The sequence below is a fragment of the Anabaena sphaerica FACHB-251 genome, assembly GCF_014696825.1.
GTDB lineage: Bacteria > Cyanobacteriota > Cyanobacteriia > Cyanobacteriales > Nostocaceae > RDYJ01.
Map to the genome: position 1 here is coordinate 444,425 of NZ_JACJQU010000001.1, position 22,592 is coordinate 467,016.

20 protein-coding genes are annotated in these 22,592 nt (G+C 40.7%); 11 read left to right on the top strand and 9 right to left on the bottom strand.

Translation table 11 applies throughout. The annotated features are described in order from the left end of the window. The first annotated feature begins 15 nt into the window (after positions 1-15). Positions 16-1,953: a DNA topoisomerase (ATP-hydrolyzing) subunit B gene (gene gyrB, locus H6G06_RS01890; RefSeq protein WP_190556522.1), complete on the top strand. Its 1,938-nt coding sequence runs from the start codon at positions 16-18 to the stop codon at positions 1,951-1,953. 1,270 nt (positions 1,954-3,223) lie between these two features. Next, a complete protein-coding gene (gene rpoD / locus H6G06_RS01895; RefSeq protein WP_190556524.1) occupies positions 3,224-4,396 on the top strand; it encodes an RNA polymerase sigma factor RpoD in 1,173 nt (390 codons plus the stop codon). A gap of 150 nt (positions 4,397-4,546) precedes the next feature. On the opposite strand, the gene H6G06_RS01900 is transcribed toward rpoD, so the two are convergent. Beyond that, on the bottom strand, positions 4,547-4,726 hold the full coding sequence (locus H6G06_RS01900) for a chlorophyll a/b-binding protein (protein ID WP_190556526.1): 180 nt from the start codon (positions 4,724-4,726) through the stop codon (positions 4,547-4,549). Between the two features lie 215 nt (positions 4,727-4,941). Beyond that, positions 4,942-7,449, bottom strand: a complete 2,508-nt coding sequence (gyrA, locus tag H6G06_RS01905) for a DNA gyrase subunit A (protein WP_190556528.1) — start codon at positions 7,447-7,449, stop codon at positions 4,942-4,944. Positions 7,450-8,066: 617 nt separating this feature from the next. Here gyrA and H6G06_RS01910 point away from each other — a divergent pair. Then, positions 8,067-8,465 carry a response regulator gene (locus tag H6G06_RS01910; protein ID WP_190556530.1) on the top strand — a complete coding sequence of 133 codons (399 nt, stop codon included), beginning with the start codon at positions 8,067-8,069 and terminating at the stop codon, positions 8,463-8,465. A 341-nt stretch (positions 8,466-8,806) separates the two neighbouring features. Here the strand turns inward: H6G06_RS01910 and H6G06_RS01915 are convergent, their stop codons facing one another. Further along, positions 8,807-9,691, bottom strand: coding sequence for a tetratricopeptide repeat protein (locus tag H6G06_RS01915; RefSeq protein ID WP_190556532.1), 885 nt, complete (start codon positions 9,689-9,691; stop codon positions 8,807-8,809). A gap of 158 nt (positions 9,692-9,849) precedes the next feature. Between H6G06_RS01915 and H6G06_RS01920 the strand changes: the two genes are divergently transcribed. The 5 genes from H6G06_RS01920 (at position 9,850) to arfB (ending at position 15,315) form a co-directional block, all read left to right on the top strand. Then, entirely contained in the window at positions 9,850-10,443 is a 594-nt protein-coding gene (locus H6G06_RS01920) for a TetR/AcrR family transcriptional regulator (protein WP_190557220.1), read from the top strand. A gap of 288 nt (positions 10,444-10,731) precedes the next feature. Beyond that, on the top strand, positions 10,732-12,201 hold the full coding sequence (locus tag H6G06_RS01925) for an efflux RND transporter periplasmic adaptor subunit (protein WP_190556534.1): 1,470 nt from the start codon (positions 10,732-10,734) through the stop codon (positions 12,199-12,201). After that, positions 12,201-13,418 carry an ABC transporter permease gene (locus tag H6G06_RS01930; RefSeq protein ID WP_190556536.1) on the top strand — a complete coding sequence of 406 codons (1,218 nt, stop codon included), beginning with the start codon at positions 12,201-12,203 and terminating at the stop codon, positions 13,416-13,418. The genes H6G06_RS01925 and H6G06_RS01930 overlap by 1 nt, the downstream gene beginning before the upstream one ends. Before the next feature lie 531 nt (positions 13,419-13,949). Continuing rightward, complete coding sequence (locus H6G06_RS01935; protein WP_199306548.1) at positions 13,950-14,714, top strand: ABC transporter ATP-binding protein; 765 nt, start codon at positions 13,950-13,952, stop codon at positions 14,712-14,714. A 187-nt stretch (positions 14,715-14,901) separates the two neighbouring features. Continuing rightward, complete coding sequence (gene arfB, locus H6G06_RS01940; protein ID WP_190556537.1) at positions 14,902-15,315, top strand: alternative ribosome rescue aminoacyl-tRNA hydrolase ArfB; 414 nt, start codon at positions 14,902-14,904, stop codon at positions 15,313-15,315. Between the two features lie 249 nt (positions 15,316-15,564). Here the strand turns inward: arfB and H6G06_RS01945 are convergent, their stop codons facing one another. Then, complete coding sequence (locus H6G06_RS01945) at positions 15,565-16,098, bottom strand: orange carotenoid protein N-terminal domain-containing protein (RefSeq protein ID WP_190556539.1); 534 nt, start codon at positions 16,096-16,098, stop codon at positions 15,565-15,567. A gap of 228 nt (positions 16,099-16,326) precedes the next feature. On the opposite strand from H6G06_RS01945, the gene H6G06_RS01950 reads away from it, so the two are divergent. After that, entirely contained in the window at positions 16,327-16,704 is a 378-nt protein-coding gene (locus tag H6G06_RS01950; RefSeq protein WP_190556541.1) for a hypothetical protein, read from the top strand. Between the two features lie 84 nt (positions 16,705-16,788). Here the strand turns inward: H6G06_RS01950 and H6G06_RS01955 are convergent, their stop codons facing one another. Together H6G06_RS01955 and queG are read right to left on the bottom strand one after the other, a co-directional pair. After that, positions 16,789-17,424: an HAD-IA family hydrolase gene (locus tag H6G06_RS01955; protein WP_190556543.1), complete on the bottom strand. Its 636-nt coding sequence runs from the start codon at positions 17,422-17,424 to the stop codon at positions 16,789-16,791. Further along, positions 17,399-18,391 carry a tRNA epoxyqueuosine(34) reductase QueG gene (gene queG, locus H6G06_RS01960; protein ID WP_190556544.1) on the bottom strand — a complete coding sequence of 331 codons (993 nt, stop codon included), beginning with the start codon at positions 18,389-18,391 and terminating at the stop codon, positions 17,399-17,401. The genes H6G06_RS01955 and queG overlap by 26 nt, the downstream gene beginning before the upstream one ends. A gap of 217 nt (positions 18,392-18,608) precedes the next feature. On the opposite strand from queG, the gene H6G06_RS01965 reads away from it, so the two are divergent. Both H6G06_RS01965 and H6G06_RS01970 read left to right on the top strand, forming a co-directional pair. Then, positions 18,609-19,130, top strand: a complete 522-nt coding sequence (locus H6G06_RS01965) for an orange carotenoid protein N-terminal domain-containing protein (protein WP_190556546.1) — start codon at positions 18,609-18,611, stop codon at positions 19,128-19,130. Between the two features lie 161 nt (positions 19,131-19,291). Then, positions 19,292-19,714, top strand: a complete 423-nt coding sequence (locus H6G06_RS01970) for a nuclear transport factor 2 family protein (RefSeq protein ID WP_190557225.1) — start codon at positions 19,292-19,294, stop codon at positions 19,712-19,714. On the opposite strand, the gene H6G06_RS01975 is transcribed toward H6G06_RS01970, so the two are convergent. From H6G06_RS01975 to H6G06_RS01985, 3 genes are all read right to left on the bottom strand, one after another. Then, positions 19,715-20,155, bottom strand: coding sequence for a hypothetical protein (locus H6G06_RS01975; protein WP_190556548.1), 441 nt, complete (start codon positions 20,153-20,155; stop codon positions 19,715-19,717). 169 nt (positions 20,156-20,324) lie between these two features. Continuing rightward, positions 20,325-20,750, bottom strand: coding sequence for an ATP-binding protein (locus tag H6G06_RS01980; protein ID WP_190556550.1), 426 nt, complete (start codon positions 20,748-20,750; stop codon positions 20,325-20,327). A 3-nt stretch (positions 20,751-20,753) separates the two neighbouring features. Continuing rightward, a complete protein-coding gene (locus tag H6G06_RS01985; protein WP_190556552.1) occupies positions 20,754-22,427 on the bottom strand; it encodes a SpoIIE family protein phosphatase in 1,674 nt (557 codons plus the stop codon). Positions 22,428-22,592 lie beyond the last annotated feature (165 nt).

Below are 22,592 nucleotides of genomic sequence, written 5' to 3' on the forward strand. Positions count from 1 at the left end.
ATCAGGAGAATTTTCATGACGAGCAGTTACAGTGCCGATCAGATTCAAGTTCTGGAAGGTCTGGAAGCCGTCCGCAAACGACCAGGGATGTACATCGGTACTACAGGTCCGCGAGGACTCCATCATTTAGTTTACGAGGTAGTCGACAACTCTGTTGATGAAGCTTTGGCTGGTCACTGTACCCATGTTGAGGTGGATATCAATGCTGATGGTTCCGTGACTGTAACAGATGATGGTCGGGGTATTCCTGTTGATATTCACCCAAAAACGGGGAAATCGGCTTTAGAAACGGTGTTAACTGTTCTCCATGCCGGTGGTAAGTTTGGTGGTGGTGGCTACAAAGTTTCAGGTGGTTTACACGGTGTTGGTATTTCTGTTGTTAACGCCCTATCTGAATTTGTGGAAGTTACGGTTTGGCGAGACAAAAAGGTACATAACCAGAGATATGAAAGGAGTTTCCCTGTTACGGAATTGGTAGCAAAGCCTTATAAAGAAGATAGAACTGGTACTTCTATTACCTTCAAGCCAGATACACAAATTTTTACCACCAGCATAGAATTCGATTACATTACTTTATCAGGTCGCTTGCGCGAGTTGGCGTATTTGAATGCTGGTGTAAGAATTATTTTCACGGATCATCGTTTAGAAATTCTTAAAAGCGACACACCTAAGGTAGAAATTTACGAATACAAAGGTGGTATTAAAGAGTATATCGCCTACATGAATCGTGAGAAACAGCCTCTTCATGAAGAAATTATTTATGTGCAAGGGGAACGCAATAATGTTCAGGTGGAAGTTTCTTTGCAATGGTGTACTGATGCTTACACTGATAATGTGTTAGGTTTTGCTAATAATATTCGCACTATTGATGGTGGTACTCACTTAGAAGGGTTAAAGGCAGTTTTAACGAGAACATTAAATGCGATCGCTCGCAAACGGAATAAAATTAAAGAAAATGAATCTAACCTCAGTGGTGAACACGTCCGCGAAGGTTTAACCGCAGTTATTTCTGTGAAAGTCCCTGATCCTGAATTTGAAGGACAAACCAAAACTAAACTTGGTAATACAGAAGTTCGTGGTATCGTTGATTCTTTTGTGGGTGAAGTTCTCACAGAATACCTAGAATTTCACCCAGCTATAGCTGATGCGATTTTAGATAAGGCTATTCAAGCCTTTAAAGCCGCTGAAGCTGCCCGTCATGCACGGGAGTTAGTCAGACGAAAATCAGTCCTAGAATCGTCTCCTTTGCCCGGTAAATTAGCAGATTGTAGCTCCCGTGATCCCTCAGAATCCGAGATTTTCATCGTCGAAGGCGATTCAGCGGGTGGTAGCGCCAAACAAGGACGCGATCGCCGGACGCAAGCAATTCTCCCCCTCCGTGGTAAAATCATCAACATCGAAAAAACCGATGATGCCAAAATTTATAAAAATACCGAAATTCAATCTTTAATTACTGCGCTGGGTTTGGGTGTTAAAGGGGAAGAATTCGACGCTTCTCAACTACGTTATCATCGTGTCGTGATTATGACTGACGCTGATGTGGATGGGGCGCATATCCGGACTTTGTTGCTAACTTTCTTTTATCGTTATCAAAGGGCGCTGATTGAACAAGGTTTCATTTATATTGCTTGTCCGCCACTATACAAAGTGGAACGGGGAAAAAATTATCAGTATTGTTATAGCGATCGCGAATTGCACCAGCACATCGCTACGCTACCAGCCAACGCCAACTATACCATCCAGCGTTTCAAAGGTTTGGGGGAAATGATGCCCGAACAGCTGTGGACAACAACAATGAACCATGAAACCCGTACTCTCAAACGAGTGGAAATTGAAGACGCAGCCGAAGCTGATCGGATATTTACCATTTTAATGGGCGATCGCGTTGCACCCAGACGGGAATTTATTGAAACCTATGGTTCCAAACTTAACCTCACTGATCTAGACATCTAACTTACTTTCTAGATCATCTGCCAACAACCTAATACGCATATCCCCGACTTTTCAAAGAAGTTGGGGATTGATCTCCTGAACGTTTTGTGTTTAATGATATTGACCTACATTATTTTTTCATGACTCTTGTGTAATTAGGGAGAATAATGTACCTAACTATACAGTAAATGAGCCGCAAATTATCTAAAAAATCAAAAAACTCCTGACTCCTGACTTCTGACTTCTGCCTCCTAACTAGCAGCTGACGTTACTAGATATTTGCCAATATCGTCATATACCGCTATGGTAAAAATATATTGATTTGTATTATGTATCCAATGAGCTTTTTTCATAAGTAGGTAAATTGTTTAGCATAACCAATGACAAATTTTTTCTCGACTGATTAAAATATCTTTGTATACAATAGGAACAGTTTGTCAAGTTGCATAGGGTTGAAATCTCCGCAGTGCGCTAATGTGTTAATAAGGCCGAAAAGAGTGAACTCTAAATTCATCTGTCAATCGGCTGATTCTGCCACAACCTTAACTCCTTAGTTCAGGTGATGGGCATAGCATATACAAGGCTAGTGCCTGGAAACAAGCACCACCGTAGCACTATTACCCTATATAACCAGCGGTCAGCACAGTTTTGCTCTCTCAAATAAGTAATTTATGAAGGAATGGTAAACATGGGTGCATCAATACTGCTAACTGGAGTAAACCTCCAATCTTCTGTTACCAGAAAACTATTGTTGTAACCAATGTCTAGAATTTCCCCGGAGCAAGTGTGCCTACCTTTTAATCTAATGAGAATGCCACTGCAAAACCAAAAAGTTTTCGACAAGATTTAATGGTGTGACTACCGTTTTTAATGTCTTTTTGATAAAAGTGGCTTCATCTTGGTAAATGAGTTCGTGATTAACACACAAAAAGAGTGCAATTTCTGTGAAACAGGCTACAATCAGAACAGTCTTGACAGGTAAATCTGCCAGCAGTCATATCCATTATGTCTGAAGTGGTTAATTTCTTGATTAAGGTGCATCTGGTTTTAGACCAGTAATCAGAAGTTGTGTACAACGGCGACAGCAATGAATTTACTTTCTTAGGGCAACTCACATAAAAGTGATATTTGCCACGAAAGTAAAAACTCCGCCTCAACCAGAGGCAATAGTACCGGAAAGATCATAGGCACATTAGCCAAAAGCCTATTTTCGGTGAACAATAAGCTCGATAAAAAGAGCAGTAACCACATCTTGAGTAATTGATTCTGCAAGGAGCATGAGGAACGCGGCATGAACCAGGCTAACAACGTACTCGATAGCATTTATCAGCCTGACCTAGAAATGATAAATCCGCCTGAGATCGAAGAAGAACTCTTATTAATCGAGGATGAAGAGGACTTACTGCTTACCGATGACGGCGAAATTGATGATTTTTTAGAGCCTCAGACTGATGAGGACGACGCAAAGTCTGGAAAAGCCGCTAAATCGCGTCGTCGGACACAAAGCAAGAAAAAGCACTATACCGAAGATTCGATTCGCCTTTACCTCCAAGAAATTGGTCGTATCCGTTTGTTACGCGCAGACGAAGAAATTGAACTGGCGCGGAAAATCGCTGATTTACTGGAATTAGAAAGAGTAAGGGATCAGCTGTGCGAACAGTTAGAACGGGAACCTGAATTTAAAGAGTGGGCAGAAGCAGTACAACTGCCATTACCAACTTTCCGTTATCGCCTCCACGTCGGCCGCAGGGCGAAAGATAAAATGGTGCAATCGAACCTACGCCTTGTGGTTTCCATTGCCAAAAAATACATGAATCGTGGCTTGTCCTTCCAAGATTTGATTCAAGAAGGCAGTCTTGGTTTGATTCGCGCAGCTGAAAAATTCGACCACGAAAAAGGTTATAAGTTTTCTACCTACGCTACATGGTGGATTCGTCAAGCAATTACAAGAGCGATCGCTGATCAATCTCGTACCATCCGTCTACCGGTTCACCTCTATGAAACCATATCACGGATCAAGAAAACTACCAAACTTCTATCTCAAGAGATGGGTCGCAAACCTACAGAAGAAGAAATTGCAACTCGCATGGAAATGACCATCGAGAAACTGCGGTTTATTGCCAAATCTGCCCAGCTACCAATTTCTCTAGAAACACCCATTGGGAAAGAAGAAGATTCCCGGTTAGGCGATTTTATTGAATCTGATGGAGAAACACCAGAAGACCAAGTTTCAAAAAATCTGCTTCGAGAAGACCTAGAAAAAGTTCTTGACAGTCTCAGCCCCCGCGAAAGAGATGTTTTGAGACTACGCTACGGCTTAGATGATGGCAGAATGAAAACTCTGGAAGAAATCGGTCAGATTTTCAACGTTACCCGCGAACGAATTCGCCAAATTGAGGCCAAAGCACTCCGCAAATTACGTCACCCCAATCGTAACAGTGTCCTCAAGGAATATATTCGGTAGTGATTGGTAATTGTAATTGGTAATCGGTAATTGGTTACAAAAACAAATAACTGATCACCGATAACTAATAACTGAATAAAAAACCTGGTGGTTTTAATTAACTACCAGGTTTTTTAGTTTACAGGCAATTTTAATTTCGTGTCTCAAAATTTACATAATACCCCAGAAGTGCAGGAAGCCTTGACCAGAAAAAAGCTCAATCAGCGCAGCCGATAAAAAGCCAATCATAGCCAAGCGTCCATTCCAAATTTCTGCTTGTGGGGTAAATCCCCAACGCCAACCGTTACGGTCTTCAGGTACGGAAGTAATAGTTTTTGTTGCGTTAGTCATGGTTCGCACTCCAAGCTGATTTTACTAAGTTCTGTTGCCTTATGTAAACTAATATAACAAATATTTTCAATAAAGCAAGGTTTGTTTATTTCTCTGTAGAGATTTATAAATCTAAGTTCACAAATCTCATAAAACTCTTGCGGAGCAGGCAAGCTACCTACCCCACAAGAGTTTGATGAAATTATGATATGTAAATTAGATGCGTTTTAACTTATTTATACTCGCACCTCAACAACATGAATAATTTTCTCATCGCGGTTGACTTGTAAGACACTTTCACCTTTAGCATCTCTATCTAACATAGGCACTGAGTCCACAGGTATTCTGACCACTCGCTCTTTATTGGTAACTAAAGCCACTTCTGCACCAGGCATAGCGCGTACCATTCCAGCCAGATAATCAGTTTTGTTATGGAACTTCAGCAGTTGTATGCCTAAATCACCGCGATTAGCTGCTCTTAAATTACTTGCAGGCATTCGCTTGGCGTATCCTTCTTGAGTAACCAGCAATAACTGGTCATCTTTGCCAACAGTGACACAGCCAACCATTTGCTGATTTTTTACAAGGCGAAATGCTTGTAAACCCATCGCAGCACGTCCCATAACTGGCAATTGCTCTTCATTAACTGCAAACCGCAACAAGCGACCGCCGGAACTGGCTAAAATCAGATGTTGACCTGTGGTAGTGAACTCAGTAAAAGACAATTCATCATCATCTTTGAGTTTTAAAATCGTAATTCCACGACGGCTGAGGTTAGCGAATTCTTCTAAAGCCAGACGCTTAATTCGCCCTTGTTTGGTCAGAAGAACCATTTGAGTAGTTTCAAAAGATGCTGGCAGCACAAAGCGGCTAATAATAGCTTCTACATTGGCTTGAGCCGTACTGGTGAGCATGGTTATTAATGGTGTTCCCCTTGGAGAACGTCCAGTTGTGGCAGGAATATCTCCTACTTTTACAGGGTAAACTTTGCCCCCAGTGTTGAGTATTAATAAATCTTGCTCGGTGTCAGTTAACTCAGTTTGGATAATGAAGTCATTTTCATGTAAACCGTTTTCCGCTTTCGGCTTTTTCCCGGTGGGAGAAAGACGACGCACATAACCGCGCTGGGTAAATTCTAAGATGGCTTCTTCTGGGGGCTGTTCCGATTTTGGATTTTGGATTTGAGATTTTGAATTTTCTTCTGTTTGTGTTTTTCCCTTTTCTTGTGGGATGGGAGTTTCGCTCAACGTTAATATTTTGGTACGTCGAGAATCGCTGTATTTACGTTTGAGAGTTCGCAAATCCTTTTTCAACGACTTCAGTAATTCCCCTCTGTCTTCCAGTAATCTCCGCAATGAGGTAATTTGCTCGTTAAGGTTGTCAAATTCCTGCTGCAAATTTTGCTGCTCTAAACTGGTGAGGCGGCGTAATGGCATGGACAAAATTGCATCCGCTTGTACATCGCTTAAATCCAGTCGGCGACAAAGGGTCGTTTTGGCTGTACTACCATCGGCCGCTTGCCGTAAAATGGCAATTACTTCATCCAGGTTAGACAAAGCTTTTAGCAAGCCTGCAACTAGATTTACTCTGTTTTCAGCTTTACCTAACTCGTAACTGTAGCGACGGTTGAGGGTATGTTCTCGGAAATTGAGAAATTCCTGCAACATTTGCCGTAGGCTTAACTGACGGGGTTGTCCATCCACCAAGGCCAAAAGAATTGCGCCAAAGGTAGTTTGCAGGGCTGTTTGGTGATACAAGTGCTGAAGAACTTCTTGCGGGTTAGTATCGCGTTTAAGTTCAATCACTACACGCATTCCTTCGCGATCGCTCTCATCTCGCAAATCCGAAATGCCGTGTAAGCGACCTTGATTGACCAAATCCGCTACTTTTTCAATCCAACCTGCCTTATTCACTTGATAAGGCAATTCTGTAACGATAATTGCTGTCCGTCGCTTACTTCCCCTAGTTGGAGGTATCTCTTCTAGGGTAGCTACACCCCGCAGCACGATACCACCCTTACCTGTGGTATATGCTTCCCGAATGCCTGAATTACCAACAATTTCCCCACCTGTGGGAAAGTCGGGTCCGGGAATTAGCGCAAATAACTTCTCATCCGTCAAATCTGGGTTGTCAATTAAAGCTATCAAGCCATCAACAATTTCCCCTAAGTTATGGGGTGGAATATTTGTGGCCATCCCCACCGCAATACCGGCACAGCCATTGAGTAAGAGGAATGGCAACTGAGCAGGTAATACTGTTGGTTCCTGCTGGGAATTATCGAAGTTACCGATAAATTCCACAGTTTCTTCGCCAATTTCCGCCAGCATTCCTTCGTGACTCACTGATGCAAGGCGCGTTTCTGTATAACGCATTGCTGCTGGCGGGTCATTATCGACGCTGCCAAAGTTACCATGTCCTGCTAGTAAGGGGTAACGGCTGGAAAATTCCTGCACTAACCTCACCAAAGCATCGTATACAGATTGATCCCCGTGGGGATGGTATTTACCTAGTACGTCACCAACTACACGAGCGCACTTTCGATAAGGTCTATCTGGTGTTAAACCGAGTTCGTGCATGGCATACAAGATCCGCCGATGCACAGGTTTTAAGCCATCACGCACGTCCGGTAACGCTCGCCCGACTATCACACTCATGGCATATTCTAGGTAAGACCGTTGCATCTCGGTGTGCAGGGCTGTTGTGATGACCTGTCCCGTGGAGAGAAGGTTTAACTGTTGTGCCATGAGTTTTTTCCCTGAATTCTAACTATACAAAAGTCGCTGGAACTTACCACTGTAGCAACCACAGCATCACGGATGAAATAGGATTCCTCACACAATCTTGATCTTTAAGTAGAAAGGCGCAAAAAACTGAAGTAAGTAACGAAAAGTAAAGTTGCCCAAAAACCTCTTCCTTTCTGCCTCTTGACCTCCGGTTTCAGCAGTTGGACTCCTTCACAGAAGCAAGCTACATGGGGAAACCACGCCACTTGCTCCACTTGGGGAGCCACCCCCTTGGGCGGGGCGGGTTTCCCGACTTGTCGGGAGTTGCGTAAAACCCCAAGATTGCAGTGGCTGCCCCAGACCGCACTGCTTCACCTCCTGCTTTGTCATAACGACAATTTTTAATGCGACCTACTTAGAGGATAAAAAAAGTAGTATTATCCTTGATGTTGGGGACACACATTAATTATTAAAAAGGTGGCAGACATTATTTGCTGCATAACGTCTTATACCAAAGTGGGAGAGGTAAAAGAAGTGTTAAATCGATAAAACACGCTGACCATTAATAATTTCCAATCCAAAATTATAAATCCAATCTGGGTTATCATCCTCCCTTACCCACGCTAATATAAATTCTCATGAAAACAGTTTTAATTGTTGAAGATGATCTGATTAATGCTCGTGTTTTTTCCAAGATTTTGACCAAGCGTGGTGGCTTGGGGGTAAAACACACGGAAGATGTAGAAGAAGTAATTAAAATTGCCCAAGCTGGAGAAGCTGATTTGATTTTAATGGATGTTTCTCTGTCACGCAGTATTTATCAAGGTAAGTCTGTTGATGGTATCAAAATTACACAAATGTTAAAATCTGACCCGCAAACAGCAAATTTACCTGTAATTTTAGTGACTGCACACGCTATGGAAGGCGATCGCGAGAACTTCCTCAAACAAAGCGGTGCTGATGGCTACATTTCAAAACCAGTTGTTGACCATCAGCAATTTGTTGATCAAATCATGGCACTTTTACCCAAAAACTAGCCTTAAGAATTGACGGCTGATGTCAGCAACACCCAAACACCCAAACACCCAAACACCCATAATAAATATTTTATTGTGAATATTTTGGGCTAATTCTCTGGCTATTTAGAATATTTGTACTATAAATGGGCTAAGTTAGGCAAGCACCAATAGGGAACTGGTAATGGTAAGGTTAACTACCAATTACCAACTACCAATCAGCATTTAAGGATGAAAAAACGAATGGCTAACGCTCCCGTAAGGGCTACAGGATTAATTTTCATCATCCTCAAACCTACCCTGTTCATCCTTGTAATACCAGAATTTTGATCCTAATTACCAATGTCAAAAGGTGAAATTCTCTACTGGGCAGGCGGTGGATCGGGGATGATTACACCTTCTTCGGAATCTAGGGCTGATTGCATCCGGGGTAATTCTAAGAACTTTTTGGTATCTAGCAGCAGGCGTGTCCCCCAAAGATTTTGCTTGAGAAAATCTAAATCGGCATAGCGTTGATCTATGCGGAGTGCTGCTTCCCCCATTGCTAAACCTTGCTGGCTATCGCCTTTAGTATACAAGGCTACTGCCAATGCTAATAAAGGTTCTGCGGCTTTTTTATCAATAGTAACTGCCTCTTGCCATTGCTTAATCGCACCTTGAACATCACCCTGTTCGTATTTGATTAACCCAATGTTGTTAATTGCTGGCCAGAATTTTTTATCTTGGGAAACAGCTTGATTAAATTGAGCGATCGCCTCTGGTAAACGACCTAGCATATAATAAGCATTACCCAAATCAAACAACCCCTCTGGGTCATTAGGTTTTAACTTCAAACCGGCTTGGTAATGGGCTGCTGAAGCCTGATAATTTTCCCGCTGAAAATTAGCTGAACCCAAAGCAAACAGAATGTCAGGATTTTTGGGATTGAGAGTTTGCGCCTTTGTCAAGGCGGCGATCGCTGCATCAAACTCTTTAGTCTGCAAATGTAATCCACCTAACAGCAACCATACTTTATCACTTTTAGGAGCCAGTTGAGTAGCCAGTCTCGCTCTTGGCAAAGCCAAATCAATTTGTTGAAACTGCGCTAATTGAGCGGCCTGCTGCGCCAAGCTCAATCCCTGCTGCTCCAACTTAGCTGCATCAATCTCCACTGTATGAGGTATTAGTGCCTGTGCGTGAACAGATGAGGGCATATTCCACAAACTACAGACAACTAGAAGAGAAATCACATGAAGGTGTTTTGGCACACTACCGCCTCTTAGCCACAAATCAAATCATCTTTCCGATAGCTTAGACGATTTCCACTGTAGACGACAGGTAAATTTTACAGTAGTTATTGCTGCAACATTTGAGTTGACATTACGATCAAGATCAATTAAATTAATAAGTGAATACACACTTATTTATGGCACGCACACCCAAAATCACCAATCAGCAAATTTTAGATGCAGCCTGTGAAATCTTTCTCCAACAAGGATTTGGTGCTTCAACCTTAGAAATTGCTCAAAAAGCAGGAATTTCTGAAGCGTCGATTTTCAAGCGATTCTCAACCAAAGAAGAACTTTTCTTTGCGTCAATGGGAATTCCTGAAAGACCCCCTTGGGTGCAAGAACTTGATTCTTTATCTGGAAAAGGAAATCTCAAACAAAACCTAATTCATCTGTGTCTGCAAACTTTAGAATTTCATCGTCAGGTGATGCCACGACTGATGATGTTGAAAGCACGTGGTAATCTGTTTCCAGAAACAGCAAGTGTAATTAAGTCAAAACCTATCCGCGAGGTTAAAGTATTCACCAACTTCCTAGCGCAAGAAATAGAACAAGGACGATTGCGCCCCTGCGATCCTCATACTATTGCTATGATATTGCTAGGATCGCTCATGAACTATGTTTTCTTGGAACAAATGCACCCCGCAGAAGTTCTAAAAATAGAGGAAGCAATATTTGTCGAGAACCTTGTAGATATTGTTTGGCAAGGAATTGCACCCATTCAAGATTAATTGCACAATTTAACTAAAACCTCTTTTTTGAAAAAATTAATAAGTGATTACTTACATTTTATTATATTGTTTAGGAAAATTACTTCTCCAGTTCGATTTTTTTTCAGCACAACTGGCAAAACAAAATCAATCAGATGATGGCTCATCCTATATTTAATTGCTAGGATAAAAGGACAAATAATAATCAGCAATGTATTGATTTTATTGATGATTTTTATAAACAGTATTCTTCATTCTTGAGTTCAATAAATTAACAACTCTCAATTCTAGTAAATACGGCCAAACAATATGACTGCTTACATAGAAATTCCGCTAATTGGCAAAAAAATTAAGTACCCATTTCGCTGGTTAATGGGGTTGATGGCATCTGGTATTTTGATAGTTGGGACAACCACAGCCTTAAAAATAGCGAATCTAGAAAACAGTAAACAAGACATTACTAAACTCACTGTTCCAGTAGCAGCAAAAAACGTCACTGTGCGGATTACCGCTAGTGGGAAAGTGCAACCAGTACAAAGCGTGAATATTAGTCCCAAAAATCCGGGAATTATCACCGATTTGGATATTGAACAGGGGGAAAAAGTCCAGAAAGGACAAATTATTGCTCGGATGGATAATTCCGAAATTAAGATGCGAATTCTCCAATTTCAAGCCAACTTAGAGCAAGCCAAAGCACAATTAGCAGAGAGTCAAGCGGGGAGTCGTCCCGAAGAAATTGCCCAAGGGAAAGCACGTGTAGCTCAAGCTGAGGCTCAGTTAGCTATCATTCGGGCGGGGAATCGTACTCAAGAAATTGATCAAGCACGGGCTGCTGTAGATTCAGCCAAAGCGCAAGTAGAATTAACCCAAGCCAGAGTTAGACGTTATCAGGGATTAGCAAAAGAAGGCGCTATTTCCCAAGATTCCCTAGAACAATATATCAGTGAAGATAAAAGAGCAAAAGCCAGTTTACAAGAAGCTCAACGCCGATTATCACTGCAACAAGTGGGTAGCCGCGACGAAGATATTAAAAAGCAAGAAGCAGTAGTTACTCAAGAACGGGAAGCACTGCGAAGGTTAGAAAATGGCAGTCGGATCGAAGAAATTGCCCGACTTAAAGCATCTGTAGCGGCTGCAAATGCTCAGTTAAAGCAGCAACAAGTCCAGTTGGAAGATACCATTATTCGCGCTCCTTTTGCAGGGATTGTGACTCAAAAATACGCGAATATAGGAGCTTTTGTAACACCAACAACTTCGGCTTCTAGCAGTACATCAGCAACTTCCAGTTCAATTGTGGCCTTAGCGACGGGTTTGGAAGTTTTAGCTCAAGTTCCCGAAGCTGATATTGGTAGAATTAAGCAGGGACAACCGGTGGAAATTGTCGCTGATGCCTATCCCGATCAAGTGTTTAAAGGCCGTGTCCGTTTGATTGCTCCTGAAGCGGTGATAGAGCAAGGTGTGACATCTTTTCAGGTGCGGGTGGTGATTGATAGTGGTGCAGATAAACTGCGTTCTGGCTTAAATGTGGATTTAACGTTTTTGGGCGATCGCATTAACGATGCTTTAACTCTACCAACAGTCGCAATTCTCACCGAAAATGGTAAAACTGGCGTACTGATACCAGATGCAAATAATAAACCTCAGTTTCGAGAAATCACAATTGGAACGCAAATCAAAGATGAAACGCAAGTTTTAGAGGGAGTAAAACAGGGTGATTTGATATTTGTGAACCCACCCAAAGACTACAAAATTCAAAAAGCCAAAGCAGAGAAAAAATAATGAATTTTTTAGAAAGCGTGCAAATGGCAGGTAAAACCTTACTCGCTAACAAATTGCGAAGCGCCTTAACAATGTTGGGTATTATCATTGGTAATGGCTCTGTAATTGCGATGATTGGAATTGGGGAAGGGGGACAAAAGTTTGTAGCCAATCAACTAAATTCCTTGGGACCAAACATTTTATTTGTGATTCCCGGTAATGAAGAAGTTCAACGGGTTTCTAGAGATGTTACCAGAACTCTGGTTTTAGAAGATGCTAAAGCGATCGCAACTCAAGTACCCACAATAGCAGCTACCTCTGCCGAACTCAATAGTAGACAGGTGGTTACTTATAAAAATAGAAATACCGATGTCAATATTATTGGTACAACTCCCAGCTTTTTGACAGTACGTGATTTTGAAGTAGCGACAGGAAGGTTTTTCACAGACATAGATATGAAGCGCAGCAACCAAGTTGTCGTGCTTGGTGCAAAATTGAAAGAAAAACTTTTTGGTAATACTAATCCCGTTAGTCAGCAGATACGAATCAAAAACGCCAGCTTTCAAGTAATTGGGGTACTAACAGACAAAGGTTCAAATTTGGGTGTAGATTACGATGAATCAGCATTAGTTCCGATTCTCACATCAGCAAATCGGCTAGTCGGCAAAACTTCTCCCTATGGATTAGAAGTAACCTATATTGTTGCTTCTGCGAAAGATGCAGATAGTGTAGATGCAGCAGAGTTTCAAATTACCAATTTACTACGACAACGCCACAAACTTGTCGGTGAAAATGATTTTACTATCCGTACCCAAAAGGATGCTTTGCAAACAGTAGGTCAAATTTCCGGTGCTTTGACAACCATGCTGGCTGCGATCGCAGGCATTTCTCTATTTGTCGGTGGAATTGGTATTATGAATATTATGCTCGTTTCTGTCACCGAACGCACCCAAGAAATTGGATTGAGAAAAGCAATTGGTGCTACTCAACAAGACATTTTACTTCAGTTCATAATTGAAGCAGTAATTGTTTCTGTAATTGGCGGTTTAGTGGGTACTGCGGTTGGTGTCGGTTGCATAATCTTAGTATCAGCCCTAACTCCTTTAGAAGCGAGTATTTCCATTGTTTCAATTACAATGGCTGTTGGCATTTCTGGTGGAATTGGTTTATTTTTTGGCGTAGTTCCTGCCCGTCGTGCTGCTCAACTTGACCCAATTGTGGCATTAAGGAGCGCGTAAATAATTAAAAATTAAAGATTCAGGATATCCAGGATTTGAGGATTTTCAGGATTGAAATATTTAGATGATTAGAGAATTTTTGGACATATTGTATATATAAATGTGGATTTTGGAAAATAGCGGTTTTTTAAAATGTCAGAATCAGGATGTCCAGGATTTAAGGATTTTCAGGATTGAAATATTTAGATGATTAGAGAATTTTTGGACATACAGCAGATTGCAATACTTGTCGGTTAAGGAAATGTAGCTTGGGTTGAGCGATAGCGAAACGCAACAAAATCCTTGATAATGTTGGGTTTCGTTCCTCAACCCAACCTACCGTATAATTACTTTTTAGGCTTAACCGAGCAGTATTGCAGCAGATTGCAGATCAATGAGGTACAGAATCAAAATTGAAACCTAGACACCAAGCCAGTTTTACTCCTGACTCCTGCTATAAATGATAATTATCAAATTTTCATCCTGTCAATCCTTAAATCCTGGATATCCTGATTCTGACAAAAAAACTATTTAAAAAAAGGATAAATCTCCATGTCTAATACTCTCACTGTTAACGATTCTAGTATTACTAATCCTGAGAGAAAATCAGGAATTATTTGTTTAGAGAACATCTTCAAAATATATGGTAGTGGTGAAACAGAAGTAAAAGCCCTAAATGATATCAACTTAGTTATAGAAAAAGGTGAATATTGTGCGATTATGGGACCTTCTGGTTCTGGTAAATCTACCGCGATGAATATTATCGGCTGTTTAGATCGTCCCAGTTCTGGACATTATTATTTAGACAATCTTGATGTAGCCCAAATCGGTGATACAGAATTGGCACATATTCGCAATAAAAAGTTAGGGTTTGTATTTCAACAATTCCATTTATTAAACCAATTGACAGCAATGGAAAATGTGATGCTGCCAATGGTGTATGCTGGTGTTAAGCCTGGGGAAAGAAAAGAACGGGCAATTGAGGCATTGATAAAAGTAGGTTTAGAAAAACGTCTCAATAATAAACCTACCCAATTATCAGGGGGACAACAACAAAGAGTAGCGATCGCCCGCGCCATTGTCAACCGTCCCGTTGTGCTTTTAGCTGATGAACCTACAGGTGCATTAGACTCTCGCACTACTCAGGAAGTTTTAGATATTTTTGGTGAATTAAATAGCAGTGGAATTACAGTTGTTATGGTAACTCATGAAACAGAAGTTGCTCGTCAAACTAAACGCATTGTTTGGTTTCGTGATGGAGAAGTTGTCCATTCTCACCTGACACCAAGTGAGTTACATCAGCTTGTAGTTTCTTGAGCAGAATATCAACAGTCAAATTGAAAGATTAGAATAAGTAGGTAGGCGTTGAAAATTGTCATTATGGCAAGGCAAAAGGCAAAAGGGAAGAGATTTTCAGAGTTTTTACATTTTTGTACTTGCTTCGGTTTTTTCGAGCCGACTTACTTAAAAGCGGGATAAACATCAAAGTCATTAAAAAATCACCATGCTGCAAATCACCGACAGAACCACCATCCCTATTAGCGAAATTAGTATTACTGCAATTCGTTCTCAAGGTGCAGGTGGTCAAAATGTCAATAAAGTTGCTACAGCCATTCATTTGCGCTTCGACATCAACGCCTCTTCCCTATCACCGCTTTACAAAGAACGTCTGCTCAATTTGGGAGATCAACGCATCACCAAAGATGGGATAATCGTTATCAAAGCCCAACAGCATCGTACTCAAGAACAGAATAAAGAAGACGCGCTCAAACGTCTCCAAACCTTAATCAAAAGCGTCACTGTCATTTCCCCAAAACGCAAGCCCACAAAACCCTCGCGCGGCGCTAAAAATAAACGCATTGACAGCAAAACCAAACGCGGCGAAATTAAAGCCCTAAGAGGCAAAATTACAGATTGAGCGATGCAACACATCCGGTAAATAATCACTCATATAGCAATGGACAAGGCGGTTAGGACATTATTAAAAGCTCAAATTCAGTGATAAAAAAGGTTTTACTTTTGCCTTTTGCCTACTGCTATATTATTATGGGCAAAGTATTATATTAATAATCGTAGGTGAAGTGATACATTTTCACCTCACCCCAGCGGAGTTAAATCAAATTACAACTTGTTAAATTCCGACTCAAAATTCAGAATTTTGAATTAATTACAAACTCGAAGTTTTGCCTGTTTCTGCTTGCGTTGCAATCGGCTTGACATCACTAAAACCCATCTCACCAGCAATAGTTCGCAAAACAGAAATTTGACCTTCAAAATCTATTTCTTCAATTCGAGCAAGTAAATCATTAATTGCCTCAGTTGACTCGTAATTATCTGGCATTCCCACTACTGTATCCCCCATAGCTTCTGCCCAAACATACCAAACTAATAACTGGTTATTTTCTTTTAATGCCCCATAAGCACGAGAATAGTCTGTATCCTGACAGTTAACTATATCCCGCATAATTTCTAGTTGTTCCTCATCTGATAATTGTAAATAGTCTCCTAGCAACATTGGAGCTAATTCTGGTTCTGCGGCTGAGGGAGCCGCTGGAGTAACAGTATCACCCATTTTTTCATAAACAAAATATAGCCAAGCTAATTTGGCATCGGTATCTAAAGCATTAAACTCTGCCACTAAATTTTGAGTTTCCTGGCTCTGAGCTTGATGAGAAATAGTTTTATTGTAACTTGCGGTCATATCATCACCAGCGCAATTTAACAGTTAAGACCTACAGGATTATCAGACTTTTATAATTCTGTTCTAGTACCAAAAGAAAGATGTTTAATAATTAGCTAATTTAGTTATTTATCTACCCTTTAATAGAGTTGGATATCTCTCTTAGGGAGCAAGATTTTAATATTTTTTTTAGCTATTTTAGATAAAGTTGCACCAGCAGCAATGTAAATATTAATTAAGGTTTTAGTTATGTCTGATAAAGTGAAGCCTAATCCCAATCAAGCTACCACTCATGATGCAAAATTAGCTGCCGAACAAATAGTGAACGGTGAAGAAAAAGCGCCAAAGGTAGATTTTGAAGCTGATTATGCAGCTGCACAGCAATTCAGTGTTAGTGAAATTGACCGCACAGATGAAGGTTCTGCTGCGGCTGAAGCGGCCACTGCACCTAAATATGACATCCCTGAACCAGAAGAGACACAAACTCAAGCACAGTCTACTGGTAATCCTGATGATTATGTAGAAATGGCTAAGGAAATTGGTGCTTCTAGAGATGAAGCTGTGACTAGCATCAGTGATGATTTAGTAAAAAAAGCTTTGAAAAAGGGTGAAGCTGCTCATCAGTAATTAAAGATTTTCTATCAAAAACATATTTTTAGAATTGCAATAAAGATATTATTGCTAATGCTCAACCGGAATCAGGTTGGGCTTTTAACAACTTTTGACAACATCCAATAATTCACTGGGATGATGAATTAAAAAGTCAGGATTTTCCTTGGCTAGTGCTTCTGGAGAATTAAACCCCCACGTCACCGCAATCACCTTAATATTAGCTTTTTTTGCAGCCTCTATATCTCTGGTTTCATCCCCCACATAAATTACTGTTGGGGGTTTGATTTGTCTTTGCCTTAATACATTATTAATTATCGTTGTTTTGCCAAAAATCGTTACTCCAGAATAGATAAATTCAAATAGATAATCTAAATCATGACACTTGAGAAATTTGCTCACGTTTTCTGGAGAGTTAGAAGTAATCACTCCCAGTCTATATCCCTGATGATGCAGTGCTATTAATGCTTCTGTAACCCCAGATATAGGCTCTAATTCTTGGATTTTGTTTTTTAATTCACCTTTAACTTTTTTGACTAGAAAAGGAATTTTCAACAGAGAGACACCTGAATATTTGATAATTTCCCTAGAGGTTAAATTCCTTAAAAGAGTAAGTTCATTGGGAGATATTTGTATATAACCAAACTCTACAGCTAAACGATTGGCAATAGTGACAAGGGCATCTACTGTATCTGCAATTGTGCCATCAAAATCAAAGATTATTACTTTCTGGGTCATTCTTTAGCCTAGATGCGTCAAGATTAGCACGAGCATTTCTTCGTAACATTTCTGGTTTAATGCGCCGCAAGGCTGATGCTGGAAATCGTCTATCCCACTCCTCATCTGTGATTTGCGCTAATTCTACCAGCTTGGGTGCTAAATTTTCAGGATAAGGCTGAAAATCTGCCACATCAGTTACCTGAGCAAAACGCTGATTCCAAGGACATACATCTTGACAAATATCACAACCAGCAACCCATCCTTGCAAATGGGGTTTTACTTCTTCTGGCAATGTTTCCGAACGGTTTTCGATGGTATGATAGGCAATACACTTGTTAGCATCGACTACAAACGGCTCAGTAATTGCGCCAGTAGGACAAGCCTGTATACATCTTGTACAAGTTCCACAATGTTGTGTAGCTGGGCGATTCCTACGGAGCGCTTCGCTATCGCTTTCTAGTTCTATATTAGTTAATACTTCTCCTAAAAATACCCAAGACCCATACTCCCTGGTAATTACATTACCATTTTTGGCGATCCAACCGATACCAGCTTTTTGCGCCCAAACTTTATCTTGTACTGGTCCTGTGTCTGCGTAATATCTAGCTTTTATCCCTTCTCTTTGTGATTCTAACCAGGTAGCCAGTTGCTTGAGCTTCTTGTGCAGTATCTTATGATAGTCCCGTCCCCAGCCATAGCGGGAAATTTTCGCGTATTCTTCACCTTCCGGGCGTTGATGTGGTGTGTAATAATTCAGCGCCACACAGACAAGCGATCGCACTTCTGGCATCACTAACCGAACATCCTGACGTTTTGGGTTTCCCATCCACTCCATATCAGCGTGATAACCCATTGCCATCCATGTTTGCAACTTTTGAGCCTCTGTAGCGTCTACGTCTTCTACAGCAGCAATACCCACTTTGTGAAAGCCTAACTCTTTAACTTTCTCTTTGATGACACTGCTAGTTAAGGCACACTCATTCATTTTGGTGATCTAAAATTTTGCCACTTGGCTGCACTGCGATTATACACAATACCATCGATACATTCATTTGATTTTGCTACTCCAACCATATGTAAATTTTATTTGCAATTTGTTAAGAAATGATGCAGAATAGCTTACAAGAGGTCAAGCAACGCAGAGTGATGCCAACCTCCCACGAATTAACGGCTTACTTAGTTAATAAACTGTGGTGAACATCATGACTTTCACTTCTGATTCAGCTTCAACCCGCTTTTCTGGTGCTTTCAACTACAGCAACCAAACAGTTGATGTTGTAACTTCAACCATTGCTGTATTTAAAGCTCTCAGCGTGGATGACCAACTAGCAGTCCTTTGGTACGCTTACACAGAAATGGGTAAATCCATTACCCCAGCCGCTACAGGTGTAGCTAGATTGCAGTTAGCAGAAGGTTTATTGAATCAAATTAAACAAATGTCTAATGCAGAGCAGTTGGAAGCGATGCGTGATTTAGCTGCTCAAAAAAATTCTCAATTTTCTCGTGCTTACGGAATTCTTAGTGCTAATACCAAGTTAGCTTTTTGGTACGAATTAGCAGAATTAATGGCCAAGGGTTTTGTCGTACCTGTACCAGCAGGTTATCAGATTTCCCGTGATGGCGCACAAGTTTTACAAACTCTCAAAGAATTAGATTTTGGTCAACAAATCACCGTTTTCCGCAAAGTAGTCACAGATATGGGTGTTGATCCCCTAGCTGACTAATCGCTGATATTCTCCCAACCTCAATGTATTTTTAAATTTTTATTCCCAGGTAATGACTTGGGAATAATTTATTTTTTTAAAAAAACGTAATAATTAATGAGATGCCCAACTTATTTGAGAAGTCGGGCATCTATGTGACAACCTATTACAAACCTAAAAATATGAATATTGCTATTGAAGGAATTGCAGAACCAACTATATTGAATTATTTTAATACTTTAAACGCAGGTGATTTTACAGCCACTGCGGCCTTATTTGCTGAAGATGGTGTGATGTATCCACCTTTGGAGTCTGCTGTTGTAGGACCAGAGGCGATCGCTTCCTATCTTGAGCGAGAAGCGCAAGACATTAAAGCCGAACCCCAGCAAGGAATTATTGATAATTTAGCAGATCACCACATTCAACTTCAAGTTACAGGGAAAGCCCATACCTCTTGGTGTAGTGTTAATGTTTTGTGGTTATTTATCCTTAACCCACAACGGGAAATTATCGAAGCCAAAATCAAACTTTTAGCTTCACCCCAAGACTTACTTTCCCTACGGCCACCTAACAAGGAATATACAGTTGTTCCAGAAATAATTTGATTATCCTTTGGTAACAGTTGGTTGAGCCAAAGAACGCAATAACAATCTTCTACCTAGCTCAATATCTGAGGGCGCACATTGCCAATCTGGGTGTGCGGTCATTAACAAACTATCTAAAGTTTCTTGATCAAAAAGATGCCACACAGGAGCATCATTGATTCTAGCTTCTAGAGCATAGCAGTTAGGAGCAATGCAGCGAATCATGCAACGGCTGGAGATTCTAGCCAAACTCATCATCTCTCCTGGTTCTAGAGAGCGAAATTTGCGAATTACTTCTTTAAACTCATCAAAAGAAGACACTATCAACCCAGGAAGAGCTAATGTTACCTTTTTTTCTCCATTCACCGCAATCCAGTAATGACGACTAGGGTCGATACCTTCTAACCAAGGTGATTCATCGTCAAGACGATAGCGGGGTGATAAGCAAAATAAAGGTTCCATAAGCAAAGTGATAAATTTGGTATCAACTTCAGGCTCTTCGTTAACACAAAAAGCAGCCTTAATATATTAAGTATTCGATAACTATCACTAATAAATCAAATAAATTTAGCAAAAGTTATTAATGTTATTCATATTTCTTAATAAATCACCGTCTTTAGGCAAGAGCTTGTCAATTAACCAGTTCTGGTATGGTAGTTTCTAACTTTAGACAGTTAGCACCATCAACCTGCAACCGATACTCTACCTTGTCCATGAGACGATTCATAATCAACCACCCATAACCACCTTCTTGTTTTTGCGTAGGATTGGGAGGAAAGTAGGTAGACATATCAAAACCATTACCATAGTCCCAAATTTCGATCGCTAATTTCCGCTCTTTTAGTTCCAAACGCAGTAAAATCGGTAAGCTAGGCTGATCTTTGTGAGCATGACGCACAGCGTTGGAGTAAGCTTCAACCAACGCCAAGCGCAAACGACCTGATTGCTCTGACCAATCCACAGAGTCCCCCAGATGGATTTTCAAGCATCCCAACAACCAAGTTTCGACGATATTTACAAAACTCAAATCACTTGGTACATGAAGCTCACTTTTCATGAGTTACAAAACCTCCAGGGAGAGTATAGTTTGGTCATCTTCTTGCAGATGATTATCTGTTTGAATACAAGTTAGTAAATGTTCCAGAGAAAAAGGTTGAGGTTGCTCTTGTATAAGTTGCCAAAGACCTTCTTGATTTAGCATAGAAGAGTTAATTGGCTGACCGCTACTATCAGTTTTTATAGATGATTCTGAATTTAGTGATACTTTCGCTTCCGTAATACCATCACTAGCTAATAGCAATGTGTCTCCAGGAGCCAAAATCAATCGGCCTGGCTGTGACTGCCACTTGGGTAAAATTCCCAAGGGAACGCTGCGGACTTTGAGGTAATGAGGTTGAGTAACTAAAGTTGCTGAGTGTGACCACAAGAGAGGATATATATGACCAGCATTAGCATAGACAAGCTCTTTGGTCGCTCTGTTGTAAGATGCAATCACAAGAGTAATAAAATAATTGTTACTCATTAAATCATCAGCCAGAGCATAGTTGAGATTTTGCATGACCATATTCGGCTCGGCTGGTGATTGTTGAGATAATTCCCGACGCAACAGAGAAATAGCACTGGCCATGAATAGAGCCGCTGGCACGCCTTTACCGGAAACATCACCGACAGCCAGCCACAAGTCACCTTGAGGATGGACAAAGACCTCAAAAAAATCTCCTCCTACTTCCCGTGCAGGATAACAGCAAGCTTGTACTTTGACACCATCAAACTCAGGTAAGGTTTGACGGAGGAGATTATTTTGAATTTGGCGGGCTACTTGCAATTCAACCCGGATTTGCTGTTGTTTTTCTTGCAGGCTTTGGTAGAGTTTAGCTTGGGAGAGGGCTAAAGCAGCTTGTTCTGCCACATCTGTAATAAGTTGAATATCTTCCTCTTGCCAAGGTTGTTCACTTCCCCATTGATAGAGAGTCATCACAGCTAGTAAGTGCTGCTGGTAACTAAATGGGACAACTAGGTAGTGATAAGGATTTTGATTATGTGTATCTTGAGCTAACTGATATTTTTGGGTGTGGAAAACTTCTTCAATTAAAGGGATAGGGACTAAAAGTGAAGTAATGGCTGGGGATTTAGGATCGTGATAGGAAAATTGAGTTGGTGTCAAGCGATCGCCCTCTACCAGTCTCAACAAACAACTGGTAACAGCAAATGTTTGTCCAATAGTAACGACAATCTTTTGTAAGATGCTGTCATAGTCCAAAGATTCCCGAATTGCCGTTGTCACAGCATTAAATAAAGATTCTCGTTGCAGAGCATTACGCAGTTCTTTTGTCCGCTTTTTAACTAAATTATAAGTATCCCGTCCCTGCTCAACTAATGCCTTGAGTTGTTCAGGTTTCCAAGGTTTAGTGATGTATTTGAATACCTGACCAGAGTTGATAGCATCTACCAAATCTTCAACATCAGTAAAACCAGTTAGTAAAATCCGAATTGTATCGGGAAAATTCTCCACTGTCCGACTAAACAATTCTGTGCCGTTCATATCTGGCATTCTTTGGTCAGAGATAATCACAGCCATCTCCCCAACTTGGTCTAATATTGCCAAAGCATGATGGGCATTATTTGCTTTATATACTTTAAAGTCTCGCCAAAAAGTGCGGTAAAGCAAGTCCAAGTTATCTGGCTCATCATCTACCACCATGAGCTTGAGCTTTTCTACCACTTTCTGTGTCATACATATTTGACTATATTTTTAGATACTTTAATAGCAAGATACAGCAGGTGACAGGTGACAGTGTTAAAAGCCTTTCATTGTCTAAGTTTGAGTTTTGGTTAATGTCCTAATCGCCTTGTCTACGGCTATATCACCAATTTTATAAGAAAATAGGCTAAAAAACCC